The organism is Rhizobium sp. Rhizsp42 (assembly GCF_047304155.1).
Lineage (GTDB): Bacteria > Pseudomonadota > Alphaproteobacteria > Rhizobiales > Rhizobiaceae > Rhizobium.
In genome coordinates this window covers 17,152-43,789 of record NZ_JBGLYS010000033.1, presented here as the reverse complement: position 1 = coordinate 43,789, position 26,638 = coordinate 17,152, and the positions used below count along the sequence as shown (strand labels likewise).

The following is a 26,638-nucleotide window of genomic DNA, read 5'->3' as shown; positions in this document are numbered from 1 at the left end:
GCGTTGTTTTTGGGAACCGGAACCGAAATTCTCGCTGTTACCGTCTTTCGATTGATGTATTGAAAGCGCTCCAATGAAAGCATGTGCGACAGCCTGGAGCATTACGATGGATCACAGCGACAAACCGAAGACGGACAACAAAGCGGCAGGCGGCAGCCTCGATGAACAGGCGTTGTTCTTCCACCGTTATCCCCGTCCCGGCAAGATCGAGATCCAGGCCATCAAGCCGCTCGGCAACCAGCGCGACCTCGCGCTCGCCTATTCGCCCGGCGTCGCCGCGCCCTGCCTCGCCATCCGCGACAATCCGGAAACGGCCGCCGATTACACCTCCCGCGCCAACCTCGTTGCCGTGATCTCCAACGGCACGGCTGTTCTCGGCCTTGGCAATATCGGCCCGCTGGCCTCCAAGCCGGTCATGGAGGGCAAGGCCGTTCTCTTCAAGAAATTCGCCAATATCGACGTCTTCGACATCGAGGTCGATGCAACGATCGTCGATCACATGGTCTCGACTGTCGCCGCGCTTGAGCCGACCTTCGGCGGTATCAACCTTGAAGACATCAAGGCGCCGGAATGTTTCGAGATCGAGCGCCAGCTGCGCGAGAAGATGAAGATCCCGGTCTTCCATGACGACCAGCATGGCACCGCCATCATCGTCGCCGCCGCGATCCTGAACGGCTTGGAACTCGCAGGCAAGAAGATCGAAGAGGTCAAGATCGTCGCCTCCGGTGCCGGTGCCGCGGCGCTGGCCTGCCTCAACCTTCTCGTCACCCTCGGTGCCAAGCGCGAAAACATCTGGGTCCACGACCTCGAAGGCCTCGTTTACGAAGGCCGCGTCGAGCTCATGGACGAATGGAAGAGCGTCTACGCCCAGAAGAGCGACACCCGCACGCTGGCTGAAAACATCGGCGGCGCTGACGTCTTCCTCGGCCTTTCGGCCGCCGGCGTCCTGAAGCCGGAACTCCTGGCGCAGATGGCCGAAAAGCCGCTCATCATGGCGCTCGCCAACCCGAACCCGGAGATCATGCCCGATCTCGCCCGCGCCGCCCGCCCGGACGCGATGATCTGCACCGGCCGGTCGGACTTCCCGAACCAGGTCAACAACGTCCTCTGCTTCCCCTATATCTTCCGCGGCGCGCTCGATTGCGGCGCCGTCACGATCAACGAGGAAATGAAGATGGCGGCCGTGCGCGCCATCGCAGCTCTCGCCCGCGAGGAGCCGTCGGATGTCGCCGCCCGCGCCTATTCGGATGAAACGCCGATCTTCGGGCCCAACTATCTCATCCCCTCGCCCTTCGATCCACGCCTCATCCTGCGCATCGCGCCGGCTGTCGCCAAGGCTGCGGCCGATAGCGGCGTGGCGCTGCGCCCAATCGCCGATTTCGACGCCTATCTCGACCAGCTGAACCGCTTCGTCTTCCGCTCCGGCTTCGTCATGAAGCCGATCTTCGCGGCCGCGAAGAATGCCGACAAGAAGCGCGTCATCTTCTCCGAAGGCGAAGACGAGCGCGTGCTGCGCGCCGCCCAGGTCCTGCTCGAGGAAGGCATTGCCAAGCCGATCCTGATCGGTCGTCCGCAGGTCATCGAAACGCGCCTGAAGCGCTATGGCCTGCGCATCCGTCCGCTGTCTGATTTCGACGTCATCAATCCCGAAGATGATCCGCGCTTCCGCGAGTACGTCGAGCTCTACCTCTCGCTGGTCGGCCGCCGCGGCGTCATCCCGGAAGCGGCCCGCACCATCGTTCGTACCAACACCACGGTTATCGGCGCGCTGGCGCTGAAGCGTGGCGAGGCCGATGCGCTGATCTGCGGTCTCGAAGGCCGCTATGAAAAGCACCTACGCGATGTCCGCCAGATCGTCGGCAAGCGCGAGAACGTTCGCGATTTCTCGGCGCTCAGCCTGCTGATCTCGCAGCGCGGCGCCACCTTCTTCACTGACACATATGTCACGTTCAACCCGACGGCCGAGGAAGTGGCGGAATCGGCCGTTCTCGCCGCCGAGGAAATCAAGCGCTTCGGCATTACGCCGCGCGCGGCCCTCGTCTCGCACTCGAACTTCGGTTCGCGTGAATCGGAAAGCGCCACCAAGATGCGCAACGCCCTGCAGCTCGTGCGCGACACCGCGCCCGATCTCGAAGTCGATGGCGAAATGCACGGCGAGAGCGCGATCTCGGAAACGCTGCGCAAGCGCGTCATGCCGAACACCACGCTGCACGACGAAGCCAACCTTCTGGTCTTCCCGAACCTCGATGCGGCCAACATCACGCTCGGCGTCGTCAAGTCGATGACGGACGGCCTGCATGTCGGCCCGATCCTGCTCGGCGCGGCCATGCCCGCCCACATCCTGGCACCGTCGGTCACCTCGCGCGGCGTCGTCAACATGGCGGCCCTCGCGGTCGTCGAGGCGTCCCAGCCCGCATGATTTGCCTTGGACGCTGAAAATGCGTTAGGCTTTGAGCGGCAGCTTGTTAAGACAAGCAATGTATATCGAAGGGCGGGCCATGGTCCGCCCTTCGCCATTTGGTATTTGCTCACTGACGGGACGATGCCTTGAAACGCCTCACGCTGGCCGCAGCACTCCTGATTGCCCTTTCCGCCCCTGCCTATGCGCAGCTGGCGCCGATTTGCGGTCAGCTGCGCGCCCGTCTGGCCACAGTCCCCGAGACGATCGGCGGCGGCATATCGCCCGAGGTTCGGCGGTTCGCCAGCGCCATCACCGAGCAGAACCTGGAATTGCGCAAGCTGCGCAGCGACCAGCGCCGCAACGGCTGCAGCAGCGGCAGCATGGTGGTCATCGGCGGCGACAATGCCGGCTATTGCGGCGAGCTCGAACAGGCCGAAGCGAAGATGCTCGACAACATCGCCGACCTGCAGATGCGTCGCGACGAGCTGCGCGCGCAAAGCCCGGACGCTCGCCTGCGCAACGAACTCTTCGCCGCACTCGACGAAAACAACTGCAATGCACCCGTGCCGCAATATGACGAGCCACAATATGCGAACCCGCCCAGCATCGATGATCAGGCGATGCGCAGCGACACCTTCATTCCGCTCGGCGGCGAGCGTCAGCGCTCCTACGAGTTCTCGCCCGGCGGCCAGCCGCTGACGCATCTGAACACGATCTGCGTTCGTAGCTGCGACGGCGGCTTCTTCCCCATCCGCTCGAACGCCACCTCGTTCGATTTCGCCCGCGACGCCAACACCTGCCAGCAGATGTGCCCGGGCATAGAAACCGAGCTCTACTATCACGATGTTTCCAGCGGCGAGACCGAGAACATGATCTCGGCCTCGACAGGCGCGCCCTACAGCGCCATGCCGAACGCATTCGCCTACAAGAACCGCAAGCCCGGCGAAAAATCTTCCTGCAGCTGCAATCTGCCCGCCTATTACGAGCAGATGCGCCGCAACCAGTCTGTGAGCGCTCCGCCGCCACAAAGCTCGATCACCACGATCGAAACCCCAAACACCGCCGCCGCCAAGCCCGAGAGCCCGGCCACGCCTCAACAGCCCGCACCCCAGGCGCAGATCCCCGATCGCCCCTACGATCCCAGTGCCGGCAAGGTGCGCCAGGTGGGGCCGCAGTTCCTTGCCGGCGATCAGGGATCGATCGACCTGAAACACCCTGCCATGCCGGGCGCCCAGCCACAGCAACCGCCGGCTCAGAAGCAGTAGTCGGCGTCGCGGGTTACGCGCCCCCGCCCCAGCGATCGGCAAACACCAGCTCCTCCAGCGGCAGCCGCTGCCGCCAGCCCTTCACCGCGAGCTCCGGCTCCTCGTAGAGCTGGTCGACATAGCCGACACAGAGCCAGGCGACGATCTCGATCCGATCAGGCACGCCAAGCGCCTTCTTCAGATCGGCCTCGTGAAAGATACTCACCCAGCCGACGCCCACGCCCTCGGCGCGCGCTGCAAGCCACAGGTTCTGCACCGCGCAGACGGTGGAATAGGAATCCATCCGCATATTGTGCGTGCGCCCCAGCACCACGTCGCCGCAGCGATCCGGATCGCAGGTCACGCAGATGCCGACGGGTGCCGTGCGAATGCCCTCGAGTTTCAGGGCGCGGTAGGCCTGCTGCCGCTCGCCGGAAAACATCTCCGCCGCCTCGGCATTGGCCTTTGCGAATGCCTCCCACACGGTCGAACGCACGGCCTGATCGCGAACGACGATGAAATTCCACGGCTGCATGAAGCCGACAGACGGCGCGTGATGAGCGGCCGTCAGCAGCCGTCCGATCACGTCATCCGGCACCGGATCCGGCAGGAACTCCGATCGCACGTCGCGTCTGGTCTCGATGGCTCTGTAAACGGCGTCGCGCTCGCTCGCCGAAAAGGCACCGGCTCTCGCAAGAGAGCCAGATTGGTCTGGTCGCATCGTCAATCCCCAACAACACAACCGGCCGCTGTCCAGGCGGTCAGTCTATGATTGTCGGGCCGGTCTTCTGACTTGGCGTCATCCGTCTGCCACGCCTTCCCGGCAAAGAGCGCCAGTGGCATCAAGCGGCAGACGTCGGCCTTACAGCGTTGGGCACGTTCCGGTCTTGCACCGAATTCCCGATTCTCCCGCAAGCCTGCGGGCACCCGACGCGCCACCTATGCCGACAAACCGCGCCTTATGCAATCGCTCAAGCCTCGACCGGGAAATATCGCACATAAGCAAATTCGTCACCATCAGGCGACCAGTTCGGAACATTGATCGATCCCTGCCCGCCGAACAGCTCGAACAGCGTCGTCAGGTTGCCGCCGTCCATATCCATGATGCGCATCCGCACATGCTTGTCACGCGGATGATCGAACACATCGGGATCGTAGGAGATCAGCACCACCTTGTCATTCCTAGGTGATGGATGCGCGAACCAGTTCCCGTGATTGTCGTGCGTCACCTGTTCCACGCCCGTCCCGTCGGGATGGATCCGCCAGATCTGCATCAATCCGGTGCGGCTGGAATTGAAATAGATCCAGCGCCCATCTGCCGTATAATCCGGCCCGTCATTGCGGCCCTCGCCATTGGTCAGCCGCCGCTCTTCGCCGCCGGTCACGTTGATCGTGTAGATGTCGAACACGTCTCCGCGAATGCCGCAATAGGCGAGCTCCTTCCCGTCAGGCGACCAGCCGTGCCAGTAGGACGGGTGGTTGGTGGTCACCAGCTGCGGCGCCCCACCCTCGATCGGTAGCGTATAGATTGCCGCTTTGCCGAACTCGATCTTGTCCGTGATCACGATGCGAGTGCCATCGGGTGAAATCCCGTGGTCGTTGTTGCAGGCGGTCGCGAAGCCGGTATCCACCTTCTGCACGTTCGCTGAACCATCGAGCGCCAGCTTGTAGAGCATGCCCTGATCGTTGAGCAGAAGATAGCTGCCGTCAGGAGCGTAATTCGGGGCTTCGACCAGCCTCTCGGTCTGCCAGATCACACGGGCCTCACCCGTCTTGACGTTGTAGATCTCGACGGAACTGCGCATGCAAACTCTCCTCTGACGCGAACATATCCATGACCTACGACAGCCAAATAAGGCACGCAAGGATCGCCCCCGCGCCGCCATGGCAGGGTCCATCCGGAACACACGCTACATGAGGCAACCGGCTGCCGAAAAGTTTGTGATCAAAAAAGCGTTAAGCCCGCGAAACAACAATGGTTCATCTAGCGTTCATGACGAAGATGTGACAGTTCGGTGACGTTATGATGACACTGGAGTTCCGCCATTGATCGCCCAAGTTTTCAAGTCCGGAGCGGCAATGCGCGAAGCGGCGCTCTATGGTGGCGTTGGCGCGGATACCCGCCCCTCCATCCTGCGCGGCGTAATTGCAGTCGCCCTGACGGCGGTGATGGCGTTGCTTGCAACCTTCTCGGTCGAAGTGATCGCGCGCGGCGGTGCAACCGATGTGGGCGCATTTCTGTCTTCCACGGCCCGTCCAGGCATGACCACGGTCGTGATGCTGACCATCGTGATGCTCTGCGTCGATGCGGTGCTGGGCCGCCGTTTCCTCTCTGCACTGGTCGTCCTGCCGCTCGTCCTCGTGCCGGCGCTCGTTTCCAATCAGAAGCAGCACTACCTCTCCGATCCGCTCTACCCCTCGGATATGCTGTTCGGCCGCCAGATTCTCGAGCTGCTGCCCGTCATGGTCCGCGACCGCCCGATGACGGCTATCGCGGTTGCCGTCGGCATTCTGCTCTCCGTCACCGGCCTCGTGCTGGCATGGCGCTACGCCTGGCGCCGCCTGCCGAAGATGGCGCGCCGCAACCGCATCCGTAATCTCTGCCTGACTGTTCCCGTCATCGCCGCCTTCGGCTCGCTGATGGATTACTCGCAATATTCCTATATCCGCGACCGCCTGCAGGTGGTGCCGATGATGTGGGACCAGAAAGAGAACTACCGCAGCAACGGCTTCATCCTCGCCTTCATCTTCAACATCCCGATGGCCGACGTCGCCTCGCCCGCCGGCCTCAATACGCAGGCGCTCGACGCCATTCCCTCACGCAATTACGGCTATCTCAGCGGCCCGAGCGACAAGCCCGACGTGATCATGCTGATGAGCGAATCATTCTGGGATCCAACGCGGCTGAAGACGCTGAAATTTTCCGAAGACCCGATGCCGACGATCCGCGCTGCGCAGTCCGGCCACGTCTTCTCGCCCGAGTTCGGCGGCATGACCGCCAACGTCGAATTCGAGGCCCTCACCGGCTTCTCGAATGCCTTCCTGCCCTATGGCAGCATTCCCTACCAGCAGTATATCCGCAACGACATCCCCTCGCTCGCAACCTTCTTCCGCGGCGAAGGCTATGCGGCCCGTGCGCTGCATCCGTTCAGCGGCTGGTTCTGGAACCGCAACGAGGTCTACAAGGATTTCGGCTTCGAGGAATTCCGCACCGAAGAGACCATGCCGACCATGGAAAAGCGCGGCATCTTCGCCTCCGATGACAGCCTGATGAAGGAGATCATGCAGGAAGCCGACGGGCTCGACCGGCCCTTCTTCTTCTTCGCGGTCACCTTGCAGGGACATGGCCCGTATGAGGCCAACCGCTACGCCAACAACACGGTCGACATCACCGGCAATCTGACCGACGCAGACCGCGCCACGCTCGCCACCTATACGCAGGGCGTCAAGGAAGCCGACGACAGTTTCAAGATGCTGACCGAATGGGCATCCAAGCGCGATCGCGAAACGATCATCGTGCTCTGGGGCGACCACCTGCCGCCGCTCGGCAGCGTCTACACGAATACCGGCTACATGCCCGACCAGGTCGCCACCCGCCGCGCCTCCGTCAGCGTCATGAAGCAGGAGCACGAAACGCCGCTGGTCATCTGGTCGAACCGCAAGGGCGTCAAGCAGAACGTCGGCACCATCAGCCCGTCGCAGCTGCCCTATCATGTCTTGAAATTCGCCGGCTACGAGCACCCCTTCTACACAGGCTTCCTCGGCCGCGTGCAGAAGAAGTACCCGATCGTCGACCGCTATCAGCTGATCACCCGCGACAACACCGCCTCGCCGGATTGGGTGCGCGACGCCAAGACCATCGATCCGCTGGTCCGCGACTATCGCTATCTCCAGCATGATGTAATGTTCGGCAAGGCGCAGACCGTCGAGCGCTTCTTCCCGCAGCATTCCTGGCTGCGCGCCGAGGGCTCCTGAGCACGGCAGACATGCACGTTGCCGCATTGCATTCCTGGCGCAGAACGGAATACTCCCCGCCAACATAAGTTGATCGGGAGTCGCGCCATGAACAATCTCTCCAGTTTCGTCCACCTGCATTTCGACAAGTCCGCCAGCGAACTCGGCGACATCGAAAAGCGCGTGCTGGAAAAGGCCCATGCCCGCAAGATCATCTCGACGGATATCAATGCCGCGCTGAAAGCCGAATCGTCCTTCGGCGAGCGCATGGCCGACAGCATCGCCCGCATCGGCGGCTCCTGGGCCTTCATCACCACCTTCCTGGTCTTCCTGGCCGTCTGGTGCGTGATCAACACCATCATCCTGTCGACCCGCGCCTTCGACCCCTACCCCTTCATCTTCCTTAACCTCGTCCTCTCCATGATCGCCGCCATCCAGGCACCGATCATCATGATGTCGCAGAACCGCCAGGCCGAGCGCGACCGCTTCGAGGCTGCCAAGGACTATGAAGTCAACCTCAAGGCCGAGCTGGAAGTGCTGTCGCTGCATCAGAAAATCGACATGCAGGTGATGACCGAGATCGCCGCTCTGCGCGAGGATATCGCCAGATTGACCCAGAAGCTCGGCAACTGATCCTAGGCCGGCGAACAGATTAGCCGGCCACAGGAATAGCGCGCCATTTCCGTACACCCTGATATCTTGCGGGTACACGCATGGGGTTTATTAGGTAAGCAAAAATTAAGACGGTTAAATGTATCCTTCGGTTGTCTTCGCTGCGGCGTTGGCCATTGCAAGGAGTGCAGTGCATGAGGAATGCCCGACGTCTTCTCGCCAACCGGCAGGGTGCGGCCGCGATCGAGTTCGCAATCGTTGCACCGGTTTTCCTGCTCGTTCTTCTCACCCTGATCGCCTATGGCATCTACCTGAGCGCCGCGCATGCGCTGCAGCAGCTGACGGCGGATGCGGCACGCACGGCGGTGGCCGGCCTTTCCGAGCAGGAGCGCGCCCAGCTCGTCAACAATTACATCGCACTCTCGACCCTCAACGATCCCCTGATCGACCGCAAGAAACTCCAGGTCACCGTCGCCACCGACCCCACGAACGCCAATCAGTTCACGGTCACGACGGAGTATGACGCCAGCGCCCTACCGATCTGGAATCTCTACACATTCCCGCTTCCGGACACCAAGATCCGCCGCTTCGCCACGATCCGCATGGGTGGTATATGAAAGCAGGCATAAGGCGATATCTGGCGGGTTTCAGCACCCGCCGGGATGGCAACATCGCGATCATGGCGGCGCTCTCGGCGCCATTGATCATTTCCACGCTTGCACTCGGTGTCGACTTCGGCGCGATGACGCTGCAGCAGCGCCGCCTGCAGCAATTGAGCGATATCGGCGCCATCGTCGCGGCGTCCGACATCAACAACGCCGCAAGCAATCTGGTCACCAACTTCCAGCAGAACGGCCTCAACGTCGCCGTAAAGTCAGGCGTGGCTTACGCAACATCGTCTGGAACCAGGCTGCTGAACACCGCCCAGCTCGACACCTACGATGCCGTCGTCCAATACACGCCAGGGATTTATCTAGCCGACCCGACCGTGCCGCCGGCACAGCGTTTCGTGGCGGGCACCCAGCCCTATGATGCCGTCAAGGTTGCGATCCAGCAGAAGGCGCAGTTGACCTTCGCGGCCTCCATCATCCCGCCCCCGACGCTTAGCGCGACTGGAACCGCATCCGCCTCCAAGCTCGCCGCCTTCTCCGTCGGCTCGCGTCTGGCGAGCCTCAACGGCGGTATTCTCAACGCCGTTCTCGGCGGCTTGCTCGGCACGACGGTCTCGCTGAAGGTGGCAGATTACGACGCACTCGCTGCTGCCAATATCGACCTTCTGTCCTATCTCGACCTTCTCGCAACCAAGCTGAACGTCACCGCCGGCACCTATGACGACCTGCTGGCGACCGACATCTCCTATCCGCGCCTGCTGGACACGCTGGCCGCCACGCAAGGGCTGACACCAACCGTCAGCAAGGCGATCACCTCGCTCTCCAAGGGGCTCGGCACCACGCAGATCAAGGTCAAGCTGCAGAACCTCATGAGCCTCGGTTCGGTCGGCGAGCGCATGATCGGCTCCGGCTCGCACCTGCTGCTTGAGGCAAGCGCGCTCGACATCATCTCGGCAAGCGCCTTCGCCGCCAACCAGGGCAAGCAGGTCGGCGTCAATCTCGCCGGCACGGTTCCGGGGCTGACCAGCGTCACGCTGAAGATCGCGATCGGCGAGCGCCCCAAGGGTATCGCCTCCAACGCCATCGGCACGACGGGATCGGCGGTGCGCACAGCTCAGATCCGAATTGCCATCGAAGCCGGCGTCACGGGGCTGAGCACCATCGCCGGCATCAAGGTTCGCGTGCCGCTCTATGTCGAAGCGGCCTATGCCGAAGCCAAGCTCGCGAGCTTCGCCTGCCTCGGCGGCGGCCCGAAAAGCGCCAGCATCGGCGTCGATGTCGTGCCGGGGGTCGCCGAGATCGCGCTTGGCGATGTCGACCCGACCGCGATGGCCAATTTCGGCACCAAGCCGCGCGTCACATCAGCCACCATCATCGACGCCCTGCTCCTCAAGGTGAACGCGCTGGCCGATATCAACCTCACCAACACCAGCAAGACCCGCCTGACATTCCAGCCCAACGACATCACCAACAAGGCGGTCAAGAATGTCTCGACAAGAGACACGCTGACCTCCGCCGTGCAGTCGCTGATCGCCGGCACCGATATCCAGATCCAGCTGCTGATCCTCACGCTTGGAACCAACAAGGCCGTGATGCAGGCGATTGCCGATACGCTGTCGAGCGTCACCACGCCCCTCGACGACGTGCTCTACAACACGCTGCTGATGCTCGGGATCAAGATCGGCGAGGCCGATGTGCGCTTCACCGATGCGCGCTGCCAGCAATCCGTGCTGGTGCAATGAAAAAAGCCCGGCGCGATGGCCGGGCTCCTTCAATTCTCTATCAGCGGGCAATCAGCCCTCAACCGTTGACGGCCATCCGCTTCTCGTCGCGACCGCTCTTCATCCGCTCGGAGAGCAGGAAGGCGAGCTCGAGCGCCTGGTCGGCATTGAGACGCGGGTCGCAATGCGTGTGGTAGCGGTCGTGCAGGTCTTCCGCCGTCACGGCGCGCGCGCCACCCGTGCATTCGGTCACGTCCTTGCCGGTCATCTCGATGTGGATGCCGCCGGGATGCGAGCCTTCCGCGCGATGGATCTGGAAGAAGCTTTCGACTTCCGACAGGATCCGCTCGAACGGACGGGTCTTGTAGTGGTTGAGCGTGATCGTGTTGCCGTGCATCGGATCGCAGGACCAGACGACCTTGCGGCCTTCCTTCTCGACGGCGCGGATGAGGCGCGGCAGATGCTCGGCGACCTTGTCATGGCCGAAGCGGCAGATCAGCGTCAGACGGCCGGCTTCGTTCTGCGGGTTCAGAACGTCGATCAGGTTCAACAGATCGTCCGCCTGCAGCGTCGGGCCGCACTTCAGACCGATCGGATTCTTGATCCCACGGCAGTATTCCACATGCGCGTGATCGAGCTGGCGCGTACGGTCGCCGATCCAGATCATGTGGCCAGACGTGGCATACCAGTCGCCCGAGGTCGAATCGACACGCGTCAGCGCTTCTTCATAGCCGAGCAGCAGCGCTTCGTGGCTGGTGAAGAAATCGGTCTCGCGCAGGCTCGGCTGGTTCTCGGCGGTAATGCCGATCGCCTTCATGAAATCCATCGTCTCGCTGATACGATCCGCCAGCTTGCGATAGCGCTCGCCCTGCGGGCTGTCCTTGATGAAGCCGAGCATCCACTGGTGCACGTTCTCGAGGTTGGCGTAGCCACCCATCGCGAACGCGCGCAGAAGGTTCAGCGTCGCGGCCGACTGGCGATAAGCCATGGCCTGGCGTTCCGGGTTCGGAATACGCGCTTCCTCGGTGAACTCGATGCCGTTGATGATATCGCCGCGGTAGCTCGGCAGCGACACGCCATCGAGCGTTTCGATGCCCGAAGAGCGCGGCTTGGCGAACTGACCGGCGATACGGCCAACCTTGACGACAGGAAGCTGCGCGCCGTAGGTCAGAACGACAGCCATCTGCAGGAAGGCGCGGAAGAAGTCGCGGATGTTGTCCGCGCCGTGTTCCGCGAAGCTCTCGGCGCAATCGCCACCCTGCAAGAGGAAGCCGTTACCTTCGGCCACATTGGCAAGATGCTTTTTCAGACGACGCGCCTCGCCTGCGAAAACGAGCGGAGGATACGACGCCAGCTGGGCTTCCGTCGCCGCAACTGCTGCCTGATCCGGATAATCCGGAACCTGCTGGATCGGTTTTTGCCGCCAACTGTTCGGAGTCCAATTCTGTGCCATCTCGTTCACCTGTCTCAGTATCCGGTACCGGCCGGATATCCCGTCTTTAAAATACTGGCGGCTTATAGCCGTTTAGCTTCATCTTGCATAGCGGGGTTCGGCGCGCTTTTGTCCGCCTCATCGCGCCATGCGATGACGCCCTATAAAGGTATTCGCGACCGCGTTTTCAAACATCCTGCGCGCCCTTAACGTTCGATATACCAAGACGCTTTGTATCTAATTTATGCTTTGACACTAAGGATCGTCCTGTTTTGACACAGCGGGGCATGACGCTTCGGTTTTTCAAGAATGACGTTTCAATTCTTCGGATACTTCCCAGGCTTCTCCCATGCGCATATTCGGTCGTTTCGTCGCGGATCGTTCAGGCAATTTCGGCATGATAACCGCCCTTCTCGCGGTTCCATTGATCGGTGCCGCGGGTCTTTCGGTTGATTTCTCACATGCGCTCAGCGTCCGCGCCCAGCTTCAGGCGGCCGCCGACGCAGCAGCGGTGGGTGCCATCGCTCAAAGTTCTGACGCCGCCGCCGCCGCCATGACGATGACAGGCAACGGCCCGATCCCGATCGCCAAGACGGATGCGCATAACATCTTCTTTTCCCAGATGTCGGGTGAAACCGGCAACCTGCCGGTCGACCTCACGATCGACGTGACCAAGACGTCCAACACGCTGAACTCGACGGTCTCCTTCAGTGCAGCTGTCTCGACGAGCTTCATGCAGATCCTCGGACAGACATCGATGAAGATCTCGGGCACCGCGACGGCCCAGTATCAGACGGCGTCCTTCATGGATTTCTACATGCTTCTCGACAACACCCCGTCCATGGGTGTGGGCGCGACGGCTGACGATGTCTCGAAGCTGCAGGCCAAGACCGGTTGCGCCTTTGCCTGCCATCAGATGGACCAGGCCAGCAACAACTACACGGCTGCCAAAAGCCTTGGCGTGAACATGCGCATCGACGTGGTGCGCAAGGCAACGCAGGCATTGACCGATACGGCAAAGAGCGAGCGTGTCACGGCCGATCAGTTTCGCATGGGCGTCTACACATTCGGCACCAAAGCCGAAGACGCCAAACTGACAACGATCTCCAGCCTGAACTCCAACCTGACGCAGGTGAAGACCTATACCGACGCTGTCGATCTGATGACCATTCCCTATCAGAACTACAATTCCGACCAGCTCACTAGCTTCGACAGCGCTCTCACGCAGATGAATACGATCATCGAACCTGCGGGCAGCGGCAACTCGAACACCGATCGTCAGAAGATTTTGTTCTTCGTTTCCGATGGCGTCGCCGATGCTTACAAGCCGTCGAGCTGCACCAAGAAAACGACAGGCGGGCGCTGTCAGGAACCGATCGACACGTCTTTCTGCAAGCCGCTGAAGGACCGTGGCGTCAAGATCGCCATTCTCTACACCACCTACCTGCCACTGCCGAGCAACGACTGGTACAACAAGTGGATCAGCCCGTTCCAGAACGAAATCCCGACCCGCATGTCGGATTGCGCATCGCCGGGCCTCTACTTCGAGGTCTCGCCGACCGAAGGCATCTCCGCGGCAATGAAGGCGCTCTTCCTGAAGACCATCAGCTCGCCTCGCATCACGAGCTAATAGATAGGCGTGCGGATCAGACCCGCACGCCATCCTTCAACCGGTAGCTCGGCGCATACATGGTGACGAGCTCTTCGGCGGCGGTCGGGTGCACCGCCATAGTCCGGTCGAAATCATCCTTGGTGCAGCCGGCCTTCAGCGTAATGCCGAGAAGCTGCGCCATCTCGCCGGCGTCGTGGCCGAGAATGTGGGCGCCGATAACATTGCGGCTCGCCGCATCGACGATCAGCTTCATGATCATCTTCTCTGTCCGTCCCGACAGCGTCGCCTTCATCGGCCGGAACTGGGCGCGGTAGACCTCGACGTCGCTGTAGCGCTTGCCGGCCTCTTCCTCGGTCAGCCCCACCGTGCCGATCTCGGGCTGGGAGAAGACGGCGGTCGCGATCGTATCGTGATCAGGCTTCGTCGGGTTGTTCTTGTATTCGGTCTCGATGAAGCACATCGCCTCGTGGATCGCCACCGGTGTCAGCTGTACCCGGTCGGTGACATCGCCCAGCGCATAGATATTCTCGACGCTGGTCCGCGAATAATCGTCGACGACGATCGCGCCCTGCGCATTCATCTCGACGCCCGCCGCCTCAAGTCCGAGGCCATGCGTGTTCGGCACGCGACCGATGGCGAGCATCACCACGTCGGCATTCATCGTTCCGTTGTTGAGCGTCTCGACAACAAGCCCATCCTCGCCCTTCGCCACGCTCTTCAGCATGTCGTGGCACTGGATCTTGATCCCCTTGGCCACCATTGCCTCGTGCAGGCCGCGGCGCAGGTCGTGATCGAAGCGCGACAGGATTTCCGCCCCGCGATAGACGAGCGTCGTGTCGACGCCGAGCCCATGGAAGATATTGGCGAATTCCACCGCGATATAACCGCCGCCGACAATCACGATCGAACGCGGCAGCTCCTCCAGATGAAACGCCTCGTTCGAGGTGATGCAAAGATCATGGCCGGGCAGCGCGCCGTGAAGGTTCGGGGTCCCGCCGGTCGCGATCACGATCGTCTTCGCCGTCACCGTCTTGCCGGTGTTGACCAGCCGCACGGTATGCCGGTCAACGAGTTCCGCGCGCGTGTCGAGGATCTCGGCATTGGCGCCCGAAAGCCCCTTCTTGTAGAGCCCCTCGAGCCGGGTGATCTCCGCATCCTTGGCGGCAATCAGCTTCTTCCAGTCGAACGTGCTTTCGCCGACGGTCCAGCCGAAGCCGGCAGCATCCTCGAAATGCTCATGATATTGCGAGGCATAGACGAAGAGCTTCTTCGGTACGCAGCCGCGAATGACGCAGGTGCCGCCGTAGCGATACTCTTCGGCGATCGCCACCTTCTTGCCGAGTGCCGCCGCCACGCGCGCGCTGCGCACCCCGCCCGAGCCGCCACCGATGACAAAGAGGTCGTAATCATAGGCTGTCATGGGGATCTCCGGCACAAAACATCAGAAGGAAGGAATCGTCAGAAGGAAGGAAGGCTTGATATAGTACCGATATCGCCAAAAACAAAAGCCCCGGCGAACCGGGGCTTCGTATTGAGCGATGATGCGAGCCTTACGGCTTGGCAGCAGGCTTTGCAGCCGGAGCTGCCGGATCGGTGCCAGCGCCCGGGGCCGGCTTGATCACCTTGGCAAGCTCGGTGCTGGTCGACTTCTGCAGGTCGCGGGAGATGCCCTGCGCCCAGATGTCGGCGGCCTTGACGGTTTCGCGCGAAGCGATCGGGCCGTCCTTCAGGAGCTTCTGGCCAACCGGCGAGCCGTAGAAGGCGGCGATGGCATTGAGTTCCTCGACCGTGAACGCCTTGGCGTAGGTGACCGCAGCTTCCTTTTCGAGATCGGCGCGACGCGGTGCAAGCGCCAGCGCCTGCTTGTCGACTTCGGCGGTGATCTGGTCCTGGTAGTTAGGCGAATCCTGGATCAGGTCGGCCTTCAGGCGCTCGGCGAGGCCCGGCAGGATGTTGTCGAACTGGGTGGTGGCGCCGATCGCGTCGATCGCCGCGCGGGCTGCCTTCAGCTGTTCCGGCGACGCTTCCTGCGCATGGGCTGCAGAGCCCAGGACAACACCCGAGAGAATGACGGTCGCAGCAGCAAAACGGCCAAAACCTGCAAATTTATTCATGAGTTCCAACTCCTGTTACCTTGTTGCCCGCAGCTCGCGCGCGCCCGCCGGACCGGCGATGATCGCCAGCGCGGCCATATTGAGAAAGAGCCCGTGCTCCACAACGCCGGGGATCGCATTCAACTGGGTTGAGAGCGCCTCTGCATCAGGAATACGGCCAAAAGATGCATCGATAATGTAGTGTCCGCCATCCGTGGTGAAATTGCCGTCGCCGGATTGGCGCAGCGTCAGTTCACCCGAAAGGCCAAGCCGCGCAGCCGTCTTTTCGATCGCGATACGCGTCGAAACGAGGCCGAACATGTTGACTTCGATCGGCAGCGGGAAGGCGCCCAGCGTATCCACCAGCTTGCTCTCGTCGGCAATCACGATCATGCGGCCGGATGTTGCGGCAACGATCTTCTCGCGCAGCAAGGCTCCGCCGCCGCCCTTGATCAGCCCGAGCGCGGCATCGACCTCGTCGGCGCCGTCGATCGTCAGATCGAGTTCCGGCAGTTCGTCGAGCGATTTCAGGGGAACGCCGAGCTCGACGCAAAGCCGTGCCGTGCGCTCCGATGTCGGAACGCCCTCGACCTTGAACCCGTCGGCGACCTTCTCGGCAAGCAACCGCACGAATTCCTCGGCCGTGCTTCCGGTTCCGATCCCAAGACGCATCCCATGCTCGACATGGGCGAGTGCCGCAGCCGCGGCCTTGATCTTCATTTCGCGGGCGTCCATGCGCCGCTTACTCCCAGTTTTACGTTACGCATTGTTACGTTGGTTGCGTTGTTTACACGGCCCGCCAGTCAAACGAAAGCCAAAATAACGTCAGACTTTCGAAATCCAAAGCACATGCGGGAGGCCTGCCAAGCCGGGCCAAAGCGTTGCTTTTGCGGCCTTCATCGCTTAACTCGGATGCATCCCAACTGAACAGGCGAAAACTCCATTGACCCCTGCCCTTGTCGTCTTCGATCTCGACGGAACGCTCCTCGACACCCATGTCGACCTTGTCGACAGCCTCAATTACACGATCGCAGCACTCGATCTCGCGCCGGTCACCTATGACGACCTGACACATCTCGTCGGCCATGGCGCCAAGGTGATGATCGAAAGAGCCTGCAAGCTGCAGGGACATCCGCTGGAGCCCGAGAAATTTCCTGATCTGCTTGAGCGCTTCATCACGCATTACACGGATAACATGCCGGGCGCGACGGCCCCCTATCCGGGACTGATCGACGCGATGGATCAGTTGAAGGCCAAGGGATACAAGCTCGCCGTCTGCACCAACAAGCTCGAGGGGCTTGCCCGCACCCTGCTGGAGCGGCTGCAGCTCACCCATTATTTCGACGCCATCACCGGCGGCGACACATTCGCGGTACGCAAGCCCGATGCCGGCCATCTGCTTGGCACGATCGAAAAGGCCGGCGGCGACTCGAAGCGCACCATCATGATCGGCGACAGCGCCAACGATATCCTCGTCGCGCGTAATGCCGCGATCCCCTCGATCGCCGTCCCCTTCGGCTACTCCGACGTCCCGATCGAAAGCCTGCAGCCCACGCACATCATCAAGACCTTCAGCGAGCTCACGCCGGAGCTTGTGGACGAGCTGATCGACACGGCTGACCTGCGCAACGCTGGATAACATTTTCGATCAAAACACGGTTGTTTTGGCCGAAAAAATCATCTCTCGATTGCCGATATGGCGCCGCGTCACTCGCTGGTTTAGCGAATCGCGAGGCCAATCAATTAGCGATCAAACACAGTCGCGGCGCCGTGATTTCATGTGAAAAAACGTGCTTGCGACTGTCAGATCCCCTTCACAATCCGGCCTCAATTGAGGCGCGAACTTGCTCTTGCCGAGGGTAATGGACGTCACATTGTGTGCAACAATGGATTGAGGAGATCTGATATGCGCATTCAATTTGCAGCCGCCGCAGCCGTGCTTACCCTCTGCCTTTCCGGTGCCGCCTTCGCCCAGCCGATGTATTCCAACGACTATACGAACGATAGCGACGGTTTCGCTCCCGTCAAAGTTGCTCCGCCGAAGCCCGTTCATTACACGCAGCACAGGGCGCCGGAATATTCCGACGACTACACCAACGACAGCGATGGTTTCGCTCCCGTTCGCGTCGCACCGCCGGTCGACAAGATGTCGACGGCAAGCATCAAGCCACTCCCCCCATGCGACTATTCGCCGAAAGGTCACGGCCTGCACACCGCAGGCGGCGACAGCGGCGCCTCGCATACCGATGCCTGCCGCGACGTCGGCACCAAGTAGACGTGAAAAAGAGAAAGGGCCGACGAAACGCCGGCCCTTTCTAAATATCAGCATCGTCCGATGACGCGCTCAGCCGTTCACCGTCTCGCCGAAGACCGATTCGAACGCCTCGCGCAGCAGCACATCCACATCATCCATCGTTACCGGCAGGCCGAGATCGACCAGGCTCGTGACCCCATAGGCCGAGATCCCGCAGGGAACGATTCCCCCGAAATGGTCGAGATCGGGTTCGACATTGAGCGACAGCCCGTGAAACGTCACCCATTTGCGCAAGCGGATGCCGAGTGCCGCGATCTTGTCTTCCGCCACCGTCCCATCGGGCAACGGCGGCCTGTCGGGGCGACAGACCCAGACGCCGACACGATCCTCGCGGCGCTCGCCGCGCACGTTCATCTCGCCCAGCGTACGGATGATCACCTCTTCCAGCGCCGCCACAAAAGCACGCACATCCTGGCGACGGCGTTTCAGGTCGAGCATCACATAGGCGACCCGCTGGCCGGGCCCATGATAGGTGTACTCTCCACCGCGCCCGGTGGCATGAACGGGAAAGCGGTCGGGCTGCACGAGATCGCGTGCATCGGCGCTGGTTCCGGCCGTATAAAGCGGCGGATGCTCCAGCAGCCACACCAGCTCGTCACCACCCTCGGCAATCGCTGCCACTTCCTGCTCCATGATATCCACAGCCTCCTGATAGGGCACCAGCCCATTGGAGATCCGCCAGCGCACCGGGCGCGAGCCGGCCTGTGGAAACATGGAAAAATCGAGGTCCGTTCGTAACATAGCCATTCCTTGCGGCCCGCAGCGCCTGTGATCGCGGGCTTTTTCGAGCATCTATATGGCTCCGAATTGCTGCCTTTACAAACGCTGTCACCTTCTTTGAAAAAATCTGTCACATGGCCCTTGTGTCCCGAAAAACCTTTTGCTACATGCTGCGTCGCCGGCACAAACCGGCACCTACCACGATGCGGTCGTGGCGGAATTGGTAGACGCGCAGCGTTGAGGTCGCTGTGGGGCAACCCGTGGAAGTTCGAGTCTTCTCGACCGCACCATCTCTCTCCTGAGGAGTGAGACCAGCCAGAGCAACTGGCTCCCGGCGACGCGATATGTCGCCTGCGGCATCTCTTAACGAGAGATTTTATTGTCTATAACGGCTGGATCCCAGCCCAATGAAATTTCTCGAAGATGTCCGATAAAACCGACCTGCACAATCCCCTGCAAGGCATGGCGCTGATGGCCGGCGCAATGATCGTCCTCCCCGCCATGGATGCGATCGCCAAGTACATGGCGACGTTCGAAGGCATGTCGCCTGGACAGGTCACCTTCTACCGATTCTTTTTCCAGCTTGTCTGCACGCTGCCGATTCTCTTTATAATGTTCGGCTGGGGCGCGCTGTCGGCCAAGCGCCCCTGGATGAATTTGCTGCGCGGCGCGCTGCATGGGGCAGCCAGCCTCCTGTTTTTCGTTGCGGTCAAATACATGCCGCTCGCCGACGTCTTCGCCATCTATTTCGTCGAGCCCTTCATGCTCGCCGGCCTTTCGGCGCTTTTTCTCGGCGACAAGGTCGGCTGGCGACGTTGGACGGCGATCGTGGTGGGATTCGGCGGCGCAATGATCGTCATCCAGCCGAGCTATGAAGTCTTCGGCCTCAAGGCGCTGCTGCCCGTCTGCTGCGCCTTCCTATTCTCTCTCTATCTTTTCCTCAACCGCGCCATCGGCAATGCCGATTCGCCGTTGACGATGCAGACCATGGCCGGCATCGGCGGCACGCTCTTCATGTCCGCAGCACTCATCGTCGGAAACGGCATGGGCGTCAGCGATTTCGACGTCTCGCTCCCGGCATCGCTGCTCGGCCTCGTGCTTCTGCTGATTCTCGGCTCGCTCTCCGGCTATGTGCACATGATCGTCGTCCGGGCCTTCCGCATGGCGCCGCTCTCGCTTCTGGCGCCGTTCCAGTATTTCGAGATCATCTCCGCCACCATCTTGGGCTACGCCCTGTTCGGCGATTTCCCGAATTTCTCCAAATGGGTGGGAATCATGATCATCGTCGCCTCAGGGCTCTTCATCATCTGGCGCGAACGGGTGCAGGCGCGGGCAGCGAAACAGGCCTGAGCCGTAAACACCTTGTTAACTCCGCCTATTGAGAGAACATCAATTCGCTGGCGCTAGAAGAATCTTCGGCTTCATGATGAGGCCTGGAGAGAAAAGATGAGCGAAATTCGACTCGCTTTTCCGGCATGTGTCATCGCCGGAAAGCAGCGACTTGGCGTGGAGGATATCGATCTTCTGCGCAGACACAGTTTTCCCGAGGGAATCAGGACCGCCGACGACGTCGTCGTCATGCTGGCACTGAACAACGCCTGCCCCGAGAAATGCCCCGAATGGAACGCCTATTTCGTGGAGCAGCTCGCGGCCTTCATCGTCCAATATAACTATCCGCAAGGCTCTCTCGACGAAATCAACGTCGCCTGGCTGATGCGCATGGTCGCGACCGACGGTGTCATCCATTCGGCGGTCGAGCTGGAGCTCGTGCTCCACGTCATCGAGATTTCCGCCTACGTGCCCGACGAGCTGCGCGCGTTTGCGCTCGATCAGCTGCGCCTGGCCCTATCAGACAATCGCGGCGCCTATCACCAGAGCCGCGCCATCGATCGGCGGGGAATCACCCGCCAGGATGTGGACTACGTCATGCGCATCCTGCGCGCGCTCAGCGACGGGGGTACCATAACGGTACAGGCGCTCACGTGGGCGGTGCTGATGCAGATCGGCGAAGAGACGCTACCGGCGTCGAACCATCCGCGCTGGTCGCAGATCATATCGGCGCTCACGCTCACCGATTACGCCGAGGCCCCGCGCCGCACCCGCTGGCTCCGGATCGTTGACGACAGACTCGGGACAGAGGCGGCCGTCGCCTGATCGCGACGCTTCTCTCCATGCCCTCTCCGTGATTGTGCGTTCCAGTCTTTATGCTTAAGACTCGGAACGCAGGTCACGGGTGGAGTCTTCATGTTCACGAAAATTCTGATCGCCAATCGCGGCGAGATCGCTTGCCGCGTCATCAAGACGGCGCGCCGCATGGGGATTGCGACCGTCGCCGTCTATTCCGACGCCGATCGCGATGCGCTCCATGTCGAGATGGCCGATGAGGCCGTCCACATCGGCCCGGCCGCGGCCGCCGAGAGCTATCTCGTTGCCGAGAAGATCATTGCAGCCTGCAGACAAACCGGCGCTCAGGCCGTCCACCCCGGCTACGGCTTCCTCTCCGAGCGCGCCTCCTTCTGCGAAGCGCTGGAGAAGGAGGGCATTGTCTTCATCGGCCCGAAGCCCAAGGCAATCAATGCCATGGGCGACAAGATCGAATCGAAGAAATTCGCCAGCGCCGCCAATGTCTCCACCGTCCCCGGCTACCTCGGCGTCATCGAAAATGCCGGGCACGCCGAAAAGATCGCAGCCGAGATCGGCTATCCCGTGATGATCAAGGCGTCCGCCGGCGGCGGCGGCAAGGGCATGCGCATCGCCTGGAACCAGGCGGAAGTGCGCGACGGCTTTGACCGCGCCCGCTCCGAGGCCAAAAGCTCCTTCGGCGACGACCGCGTCTTCGTCGAGAAATACGTGGTCGATCCCCGCCATATCGAGATCCAGGTGCTGGCCGACGCTCACGGCAACGTCGTCTATCTCGGAGAACGCGAATGCTCCATCCAGCGCCGAAACCAAAAGGTCGCCGAAGAGGCGCCCTCGCCCTTCCTCGATGAGGCCACCCGCGCCGCGATGGGCGAGCAGTCGGTAGCGCTCGCGAGGGCCGTGGATTACCAGAGCGCCGGCACCGTCGAGTTCATCGTCGACCGCGACCGCAATTTCTACTTCCTCGAAATGAACACCCGCCTGCAGGTCGAGCATCCCGTCACCGAACTCGTCACCGGCATCGATCTCGTCGAGCAGATGATCCGCGTTGCCGCAGGCGAGAAACTCCCCTTCGCGCAGGAAGACATCAAGCTCAACGGATGGGCCGTCGAAAGCCGCATCTATGCAGAAGACCCCTACCGCAACTTCCTGCCTTCGATCGGCCGCCTGACGCGCTACCGTCCGCCGCAGGAAGGCAAGGCCGGCAATGCCGTCGTCCGCAACGACACCGGCGTCTTCGAAGGCGCCGAGATTTCGATGTTTTACGATCCGATGATCGCCAAGCTCTGCACCTGGGCGCCGACCCGCGCTGAGGCCGTCGAGGCCATGGGCGAGGCGCTGGATGGCTTTGTGGTCGATGGCATCGAACACAACGTCCCCTTCCTCTCCGCCCTGATGAAGCACTCACGCTGGCGCGAGGGCCGGCTATCGACCGGCTTCATCGCCGAGGAATATCCCGACGGCTTCGCGCCCGTGATGCCCGATGAGAGCCAACGCGCCACACTTGCCGCCATCGCTCTCTCCGCCTCGCTGATCGAAGCCAATCGCCGCGAAACCTCCGCCGACCGCCTGCGCAGCGCCACTGATCCGTTGCGCGATCACTGGTGCGTCCGGCTCGGCGACGACTATATCGACGTGCGCCTGCTCGACGGCCTCGTGACGGTGCCCTTCGAGATGGAAATGGATATCGCTGGCGAAACCTTGAATGTCGTCACCGACTGGAGACCGGGCGAGCCGGTTTGGCGCGGCAAGGTCGGCAAGCAGTCGGTCACGGCGCAACTGCGCCCGATCCTCAACGGCGTCAGGCTCGATTGGCAGGGTCTCTCGGTGAAGTCCAAGGTACTGACGCCGCGTCATGCCGAACTCGACCGCCTGATGCCGGTCAAGCTGCCGCCGGATACTTCCAAGCTCCTGCTCTGCCCGATGCCTGGCCTGGTCGTCTCGATCGCCGTCACCGAGGGACAGGAAGTCAAGGCGGGCGAGACGCTCGCGGTCGTCGAAGCCATGAAGATGGAGAACGTGCTGCGCGCCGAGCGCGATCTGGTGGTCGGCGTCATCAACGCCAAGCCCGGCGAAAGCCTGGCGGTGGACGCCGTCATCATGGAGTTCGCCTGACCCGTTCCGGCACACCAGACCGTCACGTTCCGCTCCGCATTTGTTAACGCGTCGCCGCTAGTCTTTAACCCATCCGGATCCCTGCCGGATGGAGTGAATGATGAGTGTCATGCAATCCGCGCTGCTGCTGCTGTTTATCAATCTCGGCATGCTGTGGCTCCTGATGCGAATGCCCCTGGGGCTGAGAACGCTGCATGTCAGCCGCTCCTTCGATTGCACGCCGGAGACACTCTGGAACGCCATGAACCCGATGGGTTCAAACGCAAGTTGGCACCATCAGGTGATATCGAGCCGCCAGATGGAGGCGGGCGGCAACGTCGTCGAGCAGACCTATCGCTACCGGGACAGGAACGACGCCCCCACTCGCCGCCTGCTCGCGATCGAGCCTCTGGCGGCCCTTGCCTCTAATGCGCAGGGCTTTCAGTCATCCATCGTCGATGACAGCACGCTCGACGCGTCCTTCTGGAAGGATTATCGCGAGCGCCGCATCATCCGGCCGACGGCGGATGGCCGCGCGGTTCTGGAAGTCGACCAGACGGATCGCTATCGCGGCCTCGCTTTCCTGATCTTTCGCTACGTGGCGCTCCGCCGCGAGATGAAGGCGCTCGATGGCTGGCTGAAAACCGGTATCTCGCAACCGCAGGGCTATTTCGAGCACCCGCTCGTCCAGGTCGCGCTTGCCATCCTGTCGACCCTGCTTTTATGGCCCTTCCTCGGCCTGACGCAGCGCGGCCTGATGGTCTCGACCTTTCTCACGGTCGTGATCGCGCTGCATGAGCTCGGCCACATGGCCGCCTACCGCATGTTCGGCCATACCTCGGTGCGCATGGTCTTCATCCCCTTTCTCGGCGGCATCGCCATCGGCAGCCGGCCCTATCGGTCTCTTTTCGAGGTCGCGACCTGCGCATTGATGGGATCGGGCATGTCGGCATTCCTGGTTCCGATCCTGGTCCTTGGCCACAGCTTCGCCGATCACGGCATCCTTCCCGCCGCCGCCGATCCGCCCATCCTTGTCTTCCTGTTGATCCTCGGCGCCTTCAACCTGCTCAATCTTCTGCCCATGCATCGCTTCGATGGCGGTCAGGTGCTGCGGCAGATATTCAGGACCAAGCGCTCGCAGATCCTGGCGAGCTTTCTGGTGACGCTCTGCATCCTCGCTGTCGGCGCCGAAATCGGGCTTTCGGCTCGATATCTCGGCATCGGCCTGCTGGTCTTCACCCTCGTCAGTGTCATCGGTGGCGGCTCCTTCAAGCCCCGCGAGAAGCTTGAGGAGATGAACGGCGGCGAGCGCATGCTGGTCTCCTTCGGCCTCTACGCCGCCATTGCCATGCACGGCCACGCCGTCATCACCGCCATCGATCGGCTGTTTTGACGCAGAAACTATAAAGCTCCCCCTGCCTTTTTTCCTTGAGCCGCGCTCCTCCCGCGTGCAAAAGTCCGCCCGACCAAATCAGCATATTGGAGACTGTAAAATGGACGTTCGCGCCGCTGTTGCCGTACAGGCAGGTAAACCACTCGAAGTGATGACCGTGCAGCTCGAAGGCCCTAAGGCCGGCGAAGTGCTGATCGAGGTAAAGGCCACGGGCATCTGCCACACCGACGATTTCACGCTCTCGGGCGCCGACCCGGAAGGCCTGTTCCCGGCGATCCTCGGCCATGAAGGCGCCGGCATCGTCGTCGACGTCGGCCCCGGTGTCACCTCGCTGAAGAAGGGCGACCACGTCATTCCGCTCTACACGCCGGAATGCCGCGAATGCTATTCGTGCACCTCGCGCAAGACCAACCTCTGCACCTCGATCCGTTCGACCCAGGGCCAGGGCGTCATGCCTGACGGCACCTCGCGCTTCTCGATCGGCAAGGACAAGATCCATCACTACATGGGCTGCTCGACCTTCGCGAACTTCACCGTTCTGCCTGAGATCGCGCTCGCCAAGATCAACCCCGACGCTCCCTTCGACAAGGTCTGCTACATCGGCTGCGGCGTGACGACGGGCATCGGTGCCGTCATCAACACCGCCAAGGTCGAGATCGGCTCCACCGCGATCGTCTTCGGTCTCGGCGGCATCGGTCTGAACGTCCTGCAGGGCCTGCGCCTTGCTGGCGCCGACATGATCATCGGCGTCGACATCAACAACGACCGCAAGGAATGGGGCGAGAAGTTCGGCATGACCCACTTCGTCAACCCGAAGGAAGTCGGCGATGACATCGTGCCTTATCTGGTCAACATGACGAAGCGCCACGGCGATCTGATCGGCGGCGCCGACTACACCTTCGATTGCACCGGCAACACCAAGGTCATGCGCCAGGCGCTCGAGAGCTCGCATCGCGGCTGGGGCAAGTCCGTCATCATCGGCGTCGCCGGCGCCGGCCAGGAAATCTCGACGCGTCCGTTCCAGCTGGTCACCGGCCGCAACTGGATGGGCACCGCGTTTGGTGGCGCGCGCGGCCGTACCGACGTGCCGAAGATCGTCGACTGGTACATGGAAGGCAAGATCCAGATCGATCCGATGATCACCCACACCATGCCGCTCGAAGACATCAACAAGGGCTTCGACCTCATGCACAAGGGTGAATCGATCCGCGGCGTGGTGGTCTATTGATCACCCAGCCAAACTATACGGTCGACGCGCGGAGGCTCGATGAGCTCTCCGCCGTCGAACTGTACGCTCTGTTGAAAATGCGCGTCGACGTCTTCGTCGTCGAGCAGAACTGCCCCTATCCGGAACTCGACGGCAAGGATGCGGACGCCCTGCATCTGCGCCTCCTGCAGCACGGAGACCTGATCGCCGCCGCGCGCATCTTCGCCCCGGCAGACCAAAACGCACCCGCCAAGATCGGCCGCGTCGTCGTCTCTCCTCTCCATCGCGGCAAACGCCTCGGCGACGCCGTCATGCGCGAGGCCATTTCCGTCTGCGAAGAGCGCTATCCGCAAGCCCCGATCTACCTCTCCGCCCAAAGCCACCTCTCCCGCTTCTACGGCAGCTTCGGCTTCGAGACGACCTCCGAGGAATACCTCGAGGACGGCATCCCCCACGTTGACATGGTCAGGGCGGCACGCTGACCTTCGCTTGATCGTAGATGCAATTGTAGTTACAATTGCATCCGATGTTCGAGTGGGACGACGCCAAGAATGCTGCAAACATTGCAAAACATGGCGTCTCTTTCCGGACGGCCGTGCGGATTTTCGACGGTCCCGTTCTGACCGCCGTTGACGACAGGTTCGACTACGGTGAAATCCGCGAAAACAGTATCGGGCTTGTCGACGGCGTTCTTTTTCTCGTTGTGACGCACACCGATCGCAATGGCATCATTCGCATAATTTCCGCCCGGCCCGCTAAACGACAAGAAAGGGAGCGCTATGTCGCAGAGATACGACAAAGAACTAAGCCCTGAAGAACTGGCGGCTCTTGCCGATGAGGATATCGACACCAGCGATATCCCCGAACTCGACGACAGTTTCTGGAGCAAAGCCGAGCTTGTCGAACGCGAGGGAACCGAACAGGTGACGCTTCGAATCAAGAAATCGGTCCTGCAGTTCTATCGGAGTTCCGGAAAAGGCTATCAGACGCGCATGAACGCGGTCCTGGAATCGTACGCACGCAGTCTCAAGAAACAGCGCTAGGCTCCACAGGCGATACCGCGACCAAGGCCATCGCCCGCAACATCCAGC

Annotated in this window: 24 protein-coding genes, 1 tRNA gene and 1 riboswitch; of the genes, 18 read left to right on the top strand and 7 right to left on the bottom strand. The window is 61.6% G+C overall.

Features of this window, described 5'->3' with window-relative positions; genetic code table 11:
- Positions 1 to 106 precede the first annotated feature (106 nt).
- On the top strand, positions 107 to 2,419 hold the full coding sequence (locus ACCD05_RS25020; protein ID WP_413396068.1) for an NADP-dependent malic enzyme: 2,313 nt from the start codon (positions 107 to 109) through the stop codon (positions 2,417 to 2,419).
- 128 nt (positions 2,420 to 2,547) lie between these two features.
- Complete coding sequence (locus tag ACCD05_RS25015; protein WP_413396066.1) at positions 2,548 to 3,666, top strand: DUF2865 domain-containing protein; 1,119 nt, start codon at positions 2,548 to 2,550, stop codon at positions 3,664 to 3,666.
- A gap of 13 nt (positions 3,667 to 3,679) precedes the next feature.
- On the opposite strand, the gene bluB is transcribed toward ACCD05_RS25015, so the two are convergent.
- Complete coding sequence (bluB, locus tag ACCD05_RS25010; protein ID WP_413396064.1) at positions 3,680 to 4,366, bottom strand: 5,6-dimethylbenzimidazole synthase; 687 nt, start codon at positions 4,364 to 4,366, stop codon at positions 3,680 to 3,682.
- 39 nt (positions 4,367 to 4,405) lie between these two features.
- A riboswitch (cobalamin riboswitch) is annotated at positions 4,406 to 4,591 on the bottom strand.
- A gap of 25 nt (positions 4,592 to 4,616) precedes the next feature.
- Complete coding sequence (locus ACCD05_RS25005) at positions 4,617 to 5,450, bottom strand: TolB family protein (RefSeq protein ID WP_413396062.1); 834 nt, start codon at positions 5,448 to 5,450, stop codon at positions 4,617 to 4,619.
- A gap of 274 nt (positions 5,451 to 5,724) precedes the next feature.
- Here ACCD05_RS25005 and ACCD05_RS25000 point away from each other — a divergent pair, with 274 nt between their 5' ends.
- The 4 genes from ACCD05_RS25000 to ACCD05_RS24985 all read left to right on the top strand — a co-directional run bounded on the left by ACCD05_RS25000 (position 5,725) and on the right by ACCD05_RS24985 (position 10,564).
- Positions 5,725 to 7,620, top strand: coding sequence for an LTA synthase family protein (locus ACCD05_RS25000; RefSeq protein WP_413396099.1), 1,896 nt, complete (start codon positions 5,725 to 5,727; stop codon positions 7,618 to 7,620).
- Between the two features lie 87 nt (positions 7,621 to 7,707).
- The gene (locus tag ACCD05_RS24995; protein WP_209233807.1) at positions 7,708 to 8,232 is read left to right on the top strand and encodes a DUF1003 domain-containing protein; all 525 of its coding nucleotides are present in this window, start codon (positions 7,708 to 7,710) and stop codon (positions 8,230 to 8,232) included.
- Between the two features lie 173 nt (positions 8,233 to 8,405).
- Positions 8,406 to 8,828: a TadE/TadG family type IV pilus assembly protein gene (locus tag ACCD05_RS24990; RefSeq protein ID WP_018902358.1), complete on the top strand. Its 423-nt coding sequence runs from the start codon at positions 8,406 to 8,408 to the stop codon at positions 8,826 to 8,828.
- The gene (locus ACCD05_RS24985) at positions 8,825 to 10,564 is read left to right on the top strand and encodes a pilus assembly protein TadG-related protein (RefSeq protein ID WP_413396059.1); all 1,740 of its coding nucleotides are present in this window, start codon (positions 8,825 to 8,827) and stop codon (positions 10,562 to 10,564) included. Before ACCD05_RS24990 ends, ACCD05_RS24985 begins: the two co-directional genes overlap by 4 nt.
- Positions 10,565 to 10,622: 58 nt before the next feature.
- Here the strand turns inward: ACCD05_RS24985 and ACCD05_RS24980 are convergent, their stop codons facing one another.
- A complete protein-coding gene (locus tag ACCD05_RS24980; RefSeq protein ID WP_018902356.1) occupies positions 10,623 to 11,996 on the bottom strand; it encodes a class II 3-deoxy-7-phosphoheptulonate synthase in 1,374 nt (457 codons plus the stop codon).
- A 328-nt stretch (positions 11,997 to 12,324) separates the two neighbouring features.
- Between ACCD05_RS24980 and ACCD05_RS24975 the strand changes: the two genes are divergently transcribed.
- Complete coding sequence (locus ACCD05_RS24975; RefSeq protein ID WP_413396057.1) at positions 12,325 to 13,605, top strand: TadE/TadG family type IV pilus assembly protein; 1,281 nt, start codon at positions 12,325 to 12,327, stop codon at positions 13,603 to 13,605.
- A 16-nt stretch (positions 13,606 to 13,621) separates the two neighbouring features.
- Here the strand turns inward: ACCD05_RS24975 and gor are convergent, their stop codons facing one another.
- The 3 genes from gor to rpiA all read right to left on the bottom strand — a co-directional run bounded on the left by gor (position 13,622) and on the right by rpiA (position 16,415).
- A complete protein-coding gene (gene gor, locus ACCD05_RS24970) occupies positions 13,622 to 15,007 on the bottom strand; it encodes a glutathione-disulfide reductase (protein ID WP_413396055.1) in 1,386 nt (461 codons plus the stop codon).
- Between the two features lie 130 nt (positions 15,008 to 15,137).
- Positions 15,138 to 15,701, bottom strand: a complete 564-nt coding sequence (locus ACCD05_RS24965) for a DUF2059 domain-containing protein (protein ID WP_112945848.1) — start codon at positions 15,699 to 15,701, stop codon at positions 15,138 to 15,140.
- A gap of 15 nt (positions 15,702 to 15,716) precedes the next feature.
- Positions 15,717 to 16,415, bottom strand: a complete 699-nt coding sequence (gene rpiA / locus ACCD05_RS24960) for a ribose-5-phosphate isomerase RpiA (protein WP_047512011.1) — start codon at positions 16,413 to 16,415, stop codon at positions 15,717 to 15,719.
- Between the two features lie 208 nt (positions 16,416 to 16,623).
- On the opposite strand from rpiA, the gene ACCD05_RS24955 reads away from it, so the two are divergent.
- Complete coding sequence (locus tag ACCD05_RS24955; protein ID WP_413396053.1) at positions 16,624 to 17,319, top strand: HAD family hydrolase; 696 nt, start codon at positions 16,624 to 16,626, stop codon at positions 17,317 to 17,319.
- 267 nt (positions 17,320 to 17,586) lie between these two features.
- Complete coding sequence (locus ACCD05_RS24950) at positions 17,587 to 17,955, top strand: hypothetical protein (RefSeq protein ID WP_413396051.1); 369 nt, start codon at positions 17,587 to 17,589, stop codon at positions 17,953 to 17,955.
- Between the two features lie 69 nt (positions 17,956 to 18,024).
- On the opposite strand, the gene lipB is transcribed toward ACCD05_RS24950, so the two are convergent.
- Complete coding sequence (gene lipB / locus ACCD05_RS24945; RefSeq protein WP_209190546.1) at positions 18,025 to 18,741, bottom strand: lipoyl(octanoyl) transferase LipB; 717 nt, start codon at positions 18,739 to 18,741, stop codon at positions 18,025 to 18,027.
- Between the two features lie 178 nt (positions 18,742 to 18,919).
- Between lipB and ACCD05_RS24940 the strand changes: the two genes are divergently transcribed.
- From ACCD05_RS24940 to ACCD05_RS24900, 9 genes are all read left to right on the top strand, one after another.
- Positions 18,920 to 19,004, top strand: a tRNA-Leu gene (locus tag ACCD05_RS24940).
- 133 nt (positions 19,005 to 19,137) lie between these two features.
- Positions 19,138 to 20,064, top strand: a complete 927-nt coding sequence (locus tag ACCD05_RS24935) for a DMT family transporter (protein ID WP_413396049.1) — start codon at positions 19,138 to 19,140, stop codon at positions 20,062 to 20,064.
- A 96-nt stretch (positions 20,065 to 20,160) separates the two neighbouring features.
- Complete coding sequence (locus ACCD05_RS24930) at positions 20,161 to 20,868, top strand: hypothetical protein (RefSeq protein WP_413396047.1); 708 nt, start codon at positions 20,161 to 20,163, stop codon at positions 20,866 to 20,868.
- 90 nt (positions 20,869 to 20,958) lie between these two features.
- Complete coding sequence (locus tag ACCD05_RS24925; RefSeq protein WP_413396045.1) at positions 20,959 to 22,968, top strand: acetyl-CoA carboxylase biotin carboxylase subunit; 2,010 nt, start codon at positions 20,959 to 20,961, stop codon at positions 22,966 to 22,968.
- Positions 22,969 to 23,068: 100 nt separating this feature from the next.
- The gene (locus ACCD05_RS24920; protein ID WP_413396043.1) at positions 23,069 to 24,340 is read left to right on the top strand and encodes a hypothetical protein; all 1,272 of its coding nucleotides are present in this window, start codon (positions 23,069 to 23,071) and stop codon (positions 24,338 to 24,340) included.
- Positions 24,341 to 24,440: 100 nt separating this feature from the next.
- A complete protein-coding gene (locus ACCD05_RS24915) occupies positions 24,441 to 25,568 on the top strand; it encodes an S-(hydroxymethyl)glutathione dehydrogenase/class III alcohol dehydrogenase (RefSeq protein ID WP_413396041.1) in 1,128 nt (375 codons plus the stop codon).
- Entirely contained in the window at positions 25,568 to 26,029 is a 462-nt protein-coding gene (locus tag ACCD05_RS24910; RefSeq protein WP_413396097.1) for a GNAT family N-acetyltransferase, read from the top strand. Before ACCD05_RS24915 ends, ACCD05_RS24910 begins: the two co-directional genes overlap by 1 nt.
- A gap of 44 nt (positions 26,030 to 26,073) precedes the next feature.
- On the top strand, positions 26,074 to 26,361 hold the full coding sequence (locus ACCD05_RS24905; protein WP_081993099.1) for a BrnT family toxin: 288 nt from the start codon (positions 26,074 to 26,076) through the stop codon (positions 26,359 to 26,361).
- Positions 26,327 to 26,590, top strand: a complete 264-nt coding sequence (locus ACCD05_RS24900) for a BrnA antitoxin family protein (protein WP_047512030.1) — start codon at positions 26,327 to 26,329, stop codon at positions 26,588 to 26,590. The genes ACCD05_RS24905 and ACCD05_RS24900 overlap by 35 nt, the downstream gene beginning before the upstream one ends.
- Positions 26,591 to 26,638: the final 48 nt, after the last annotated feature.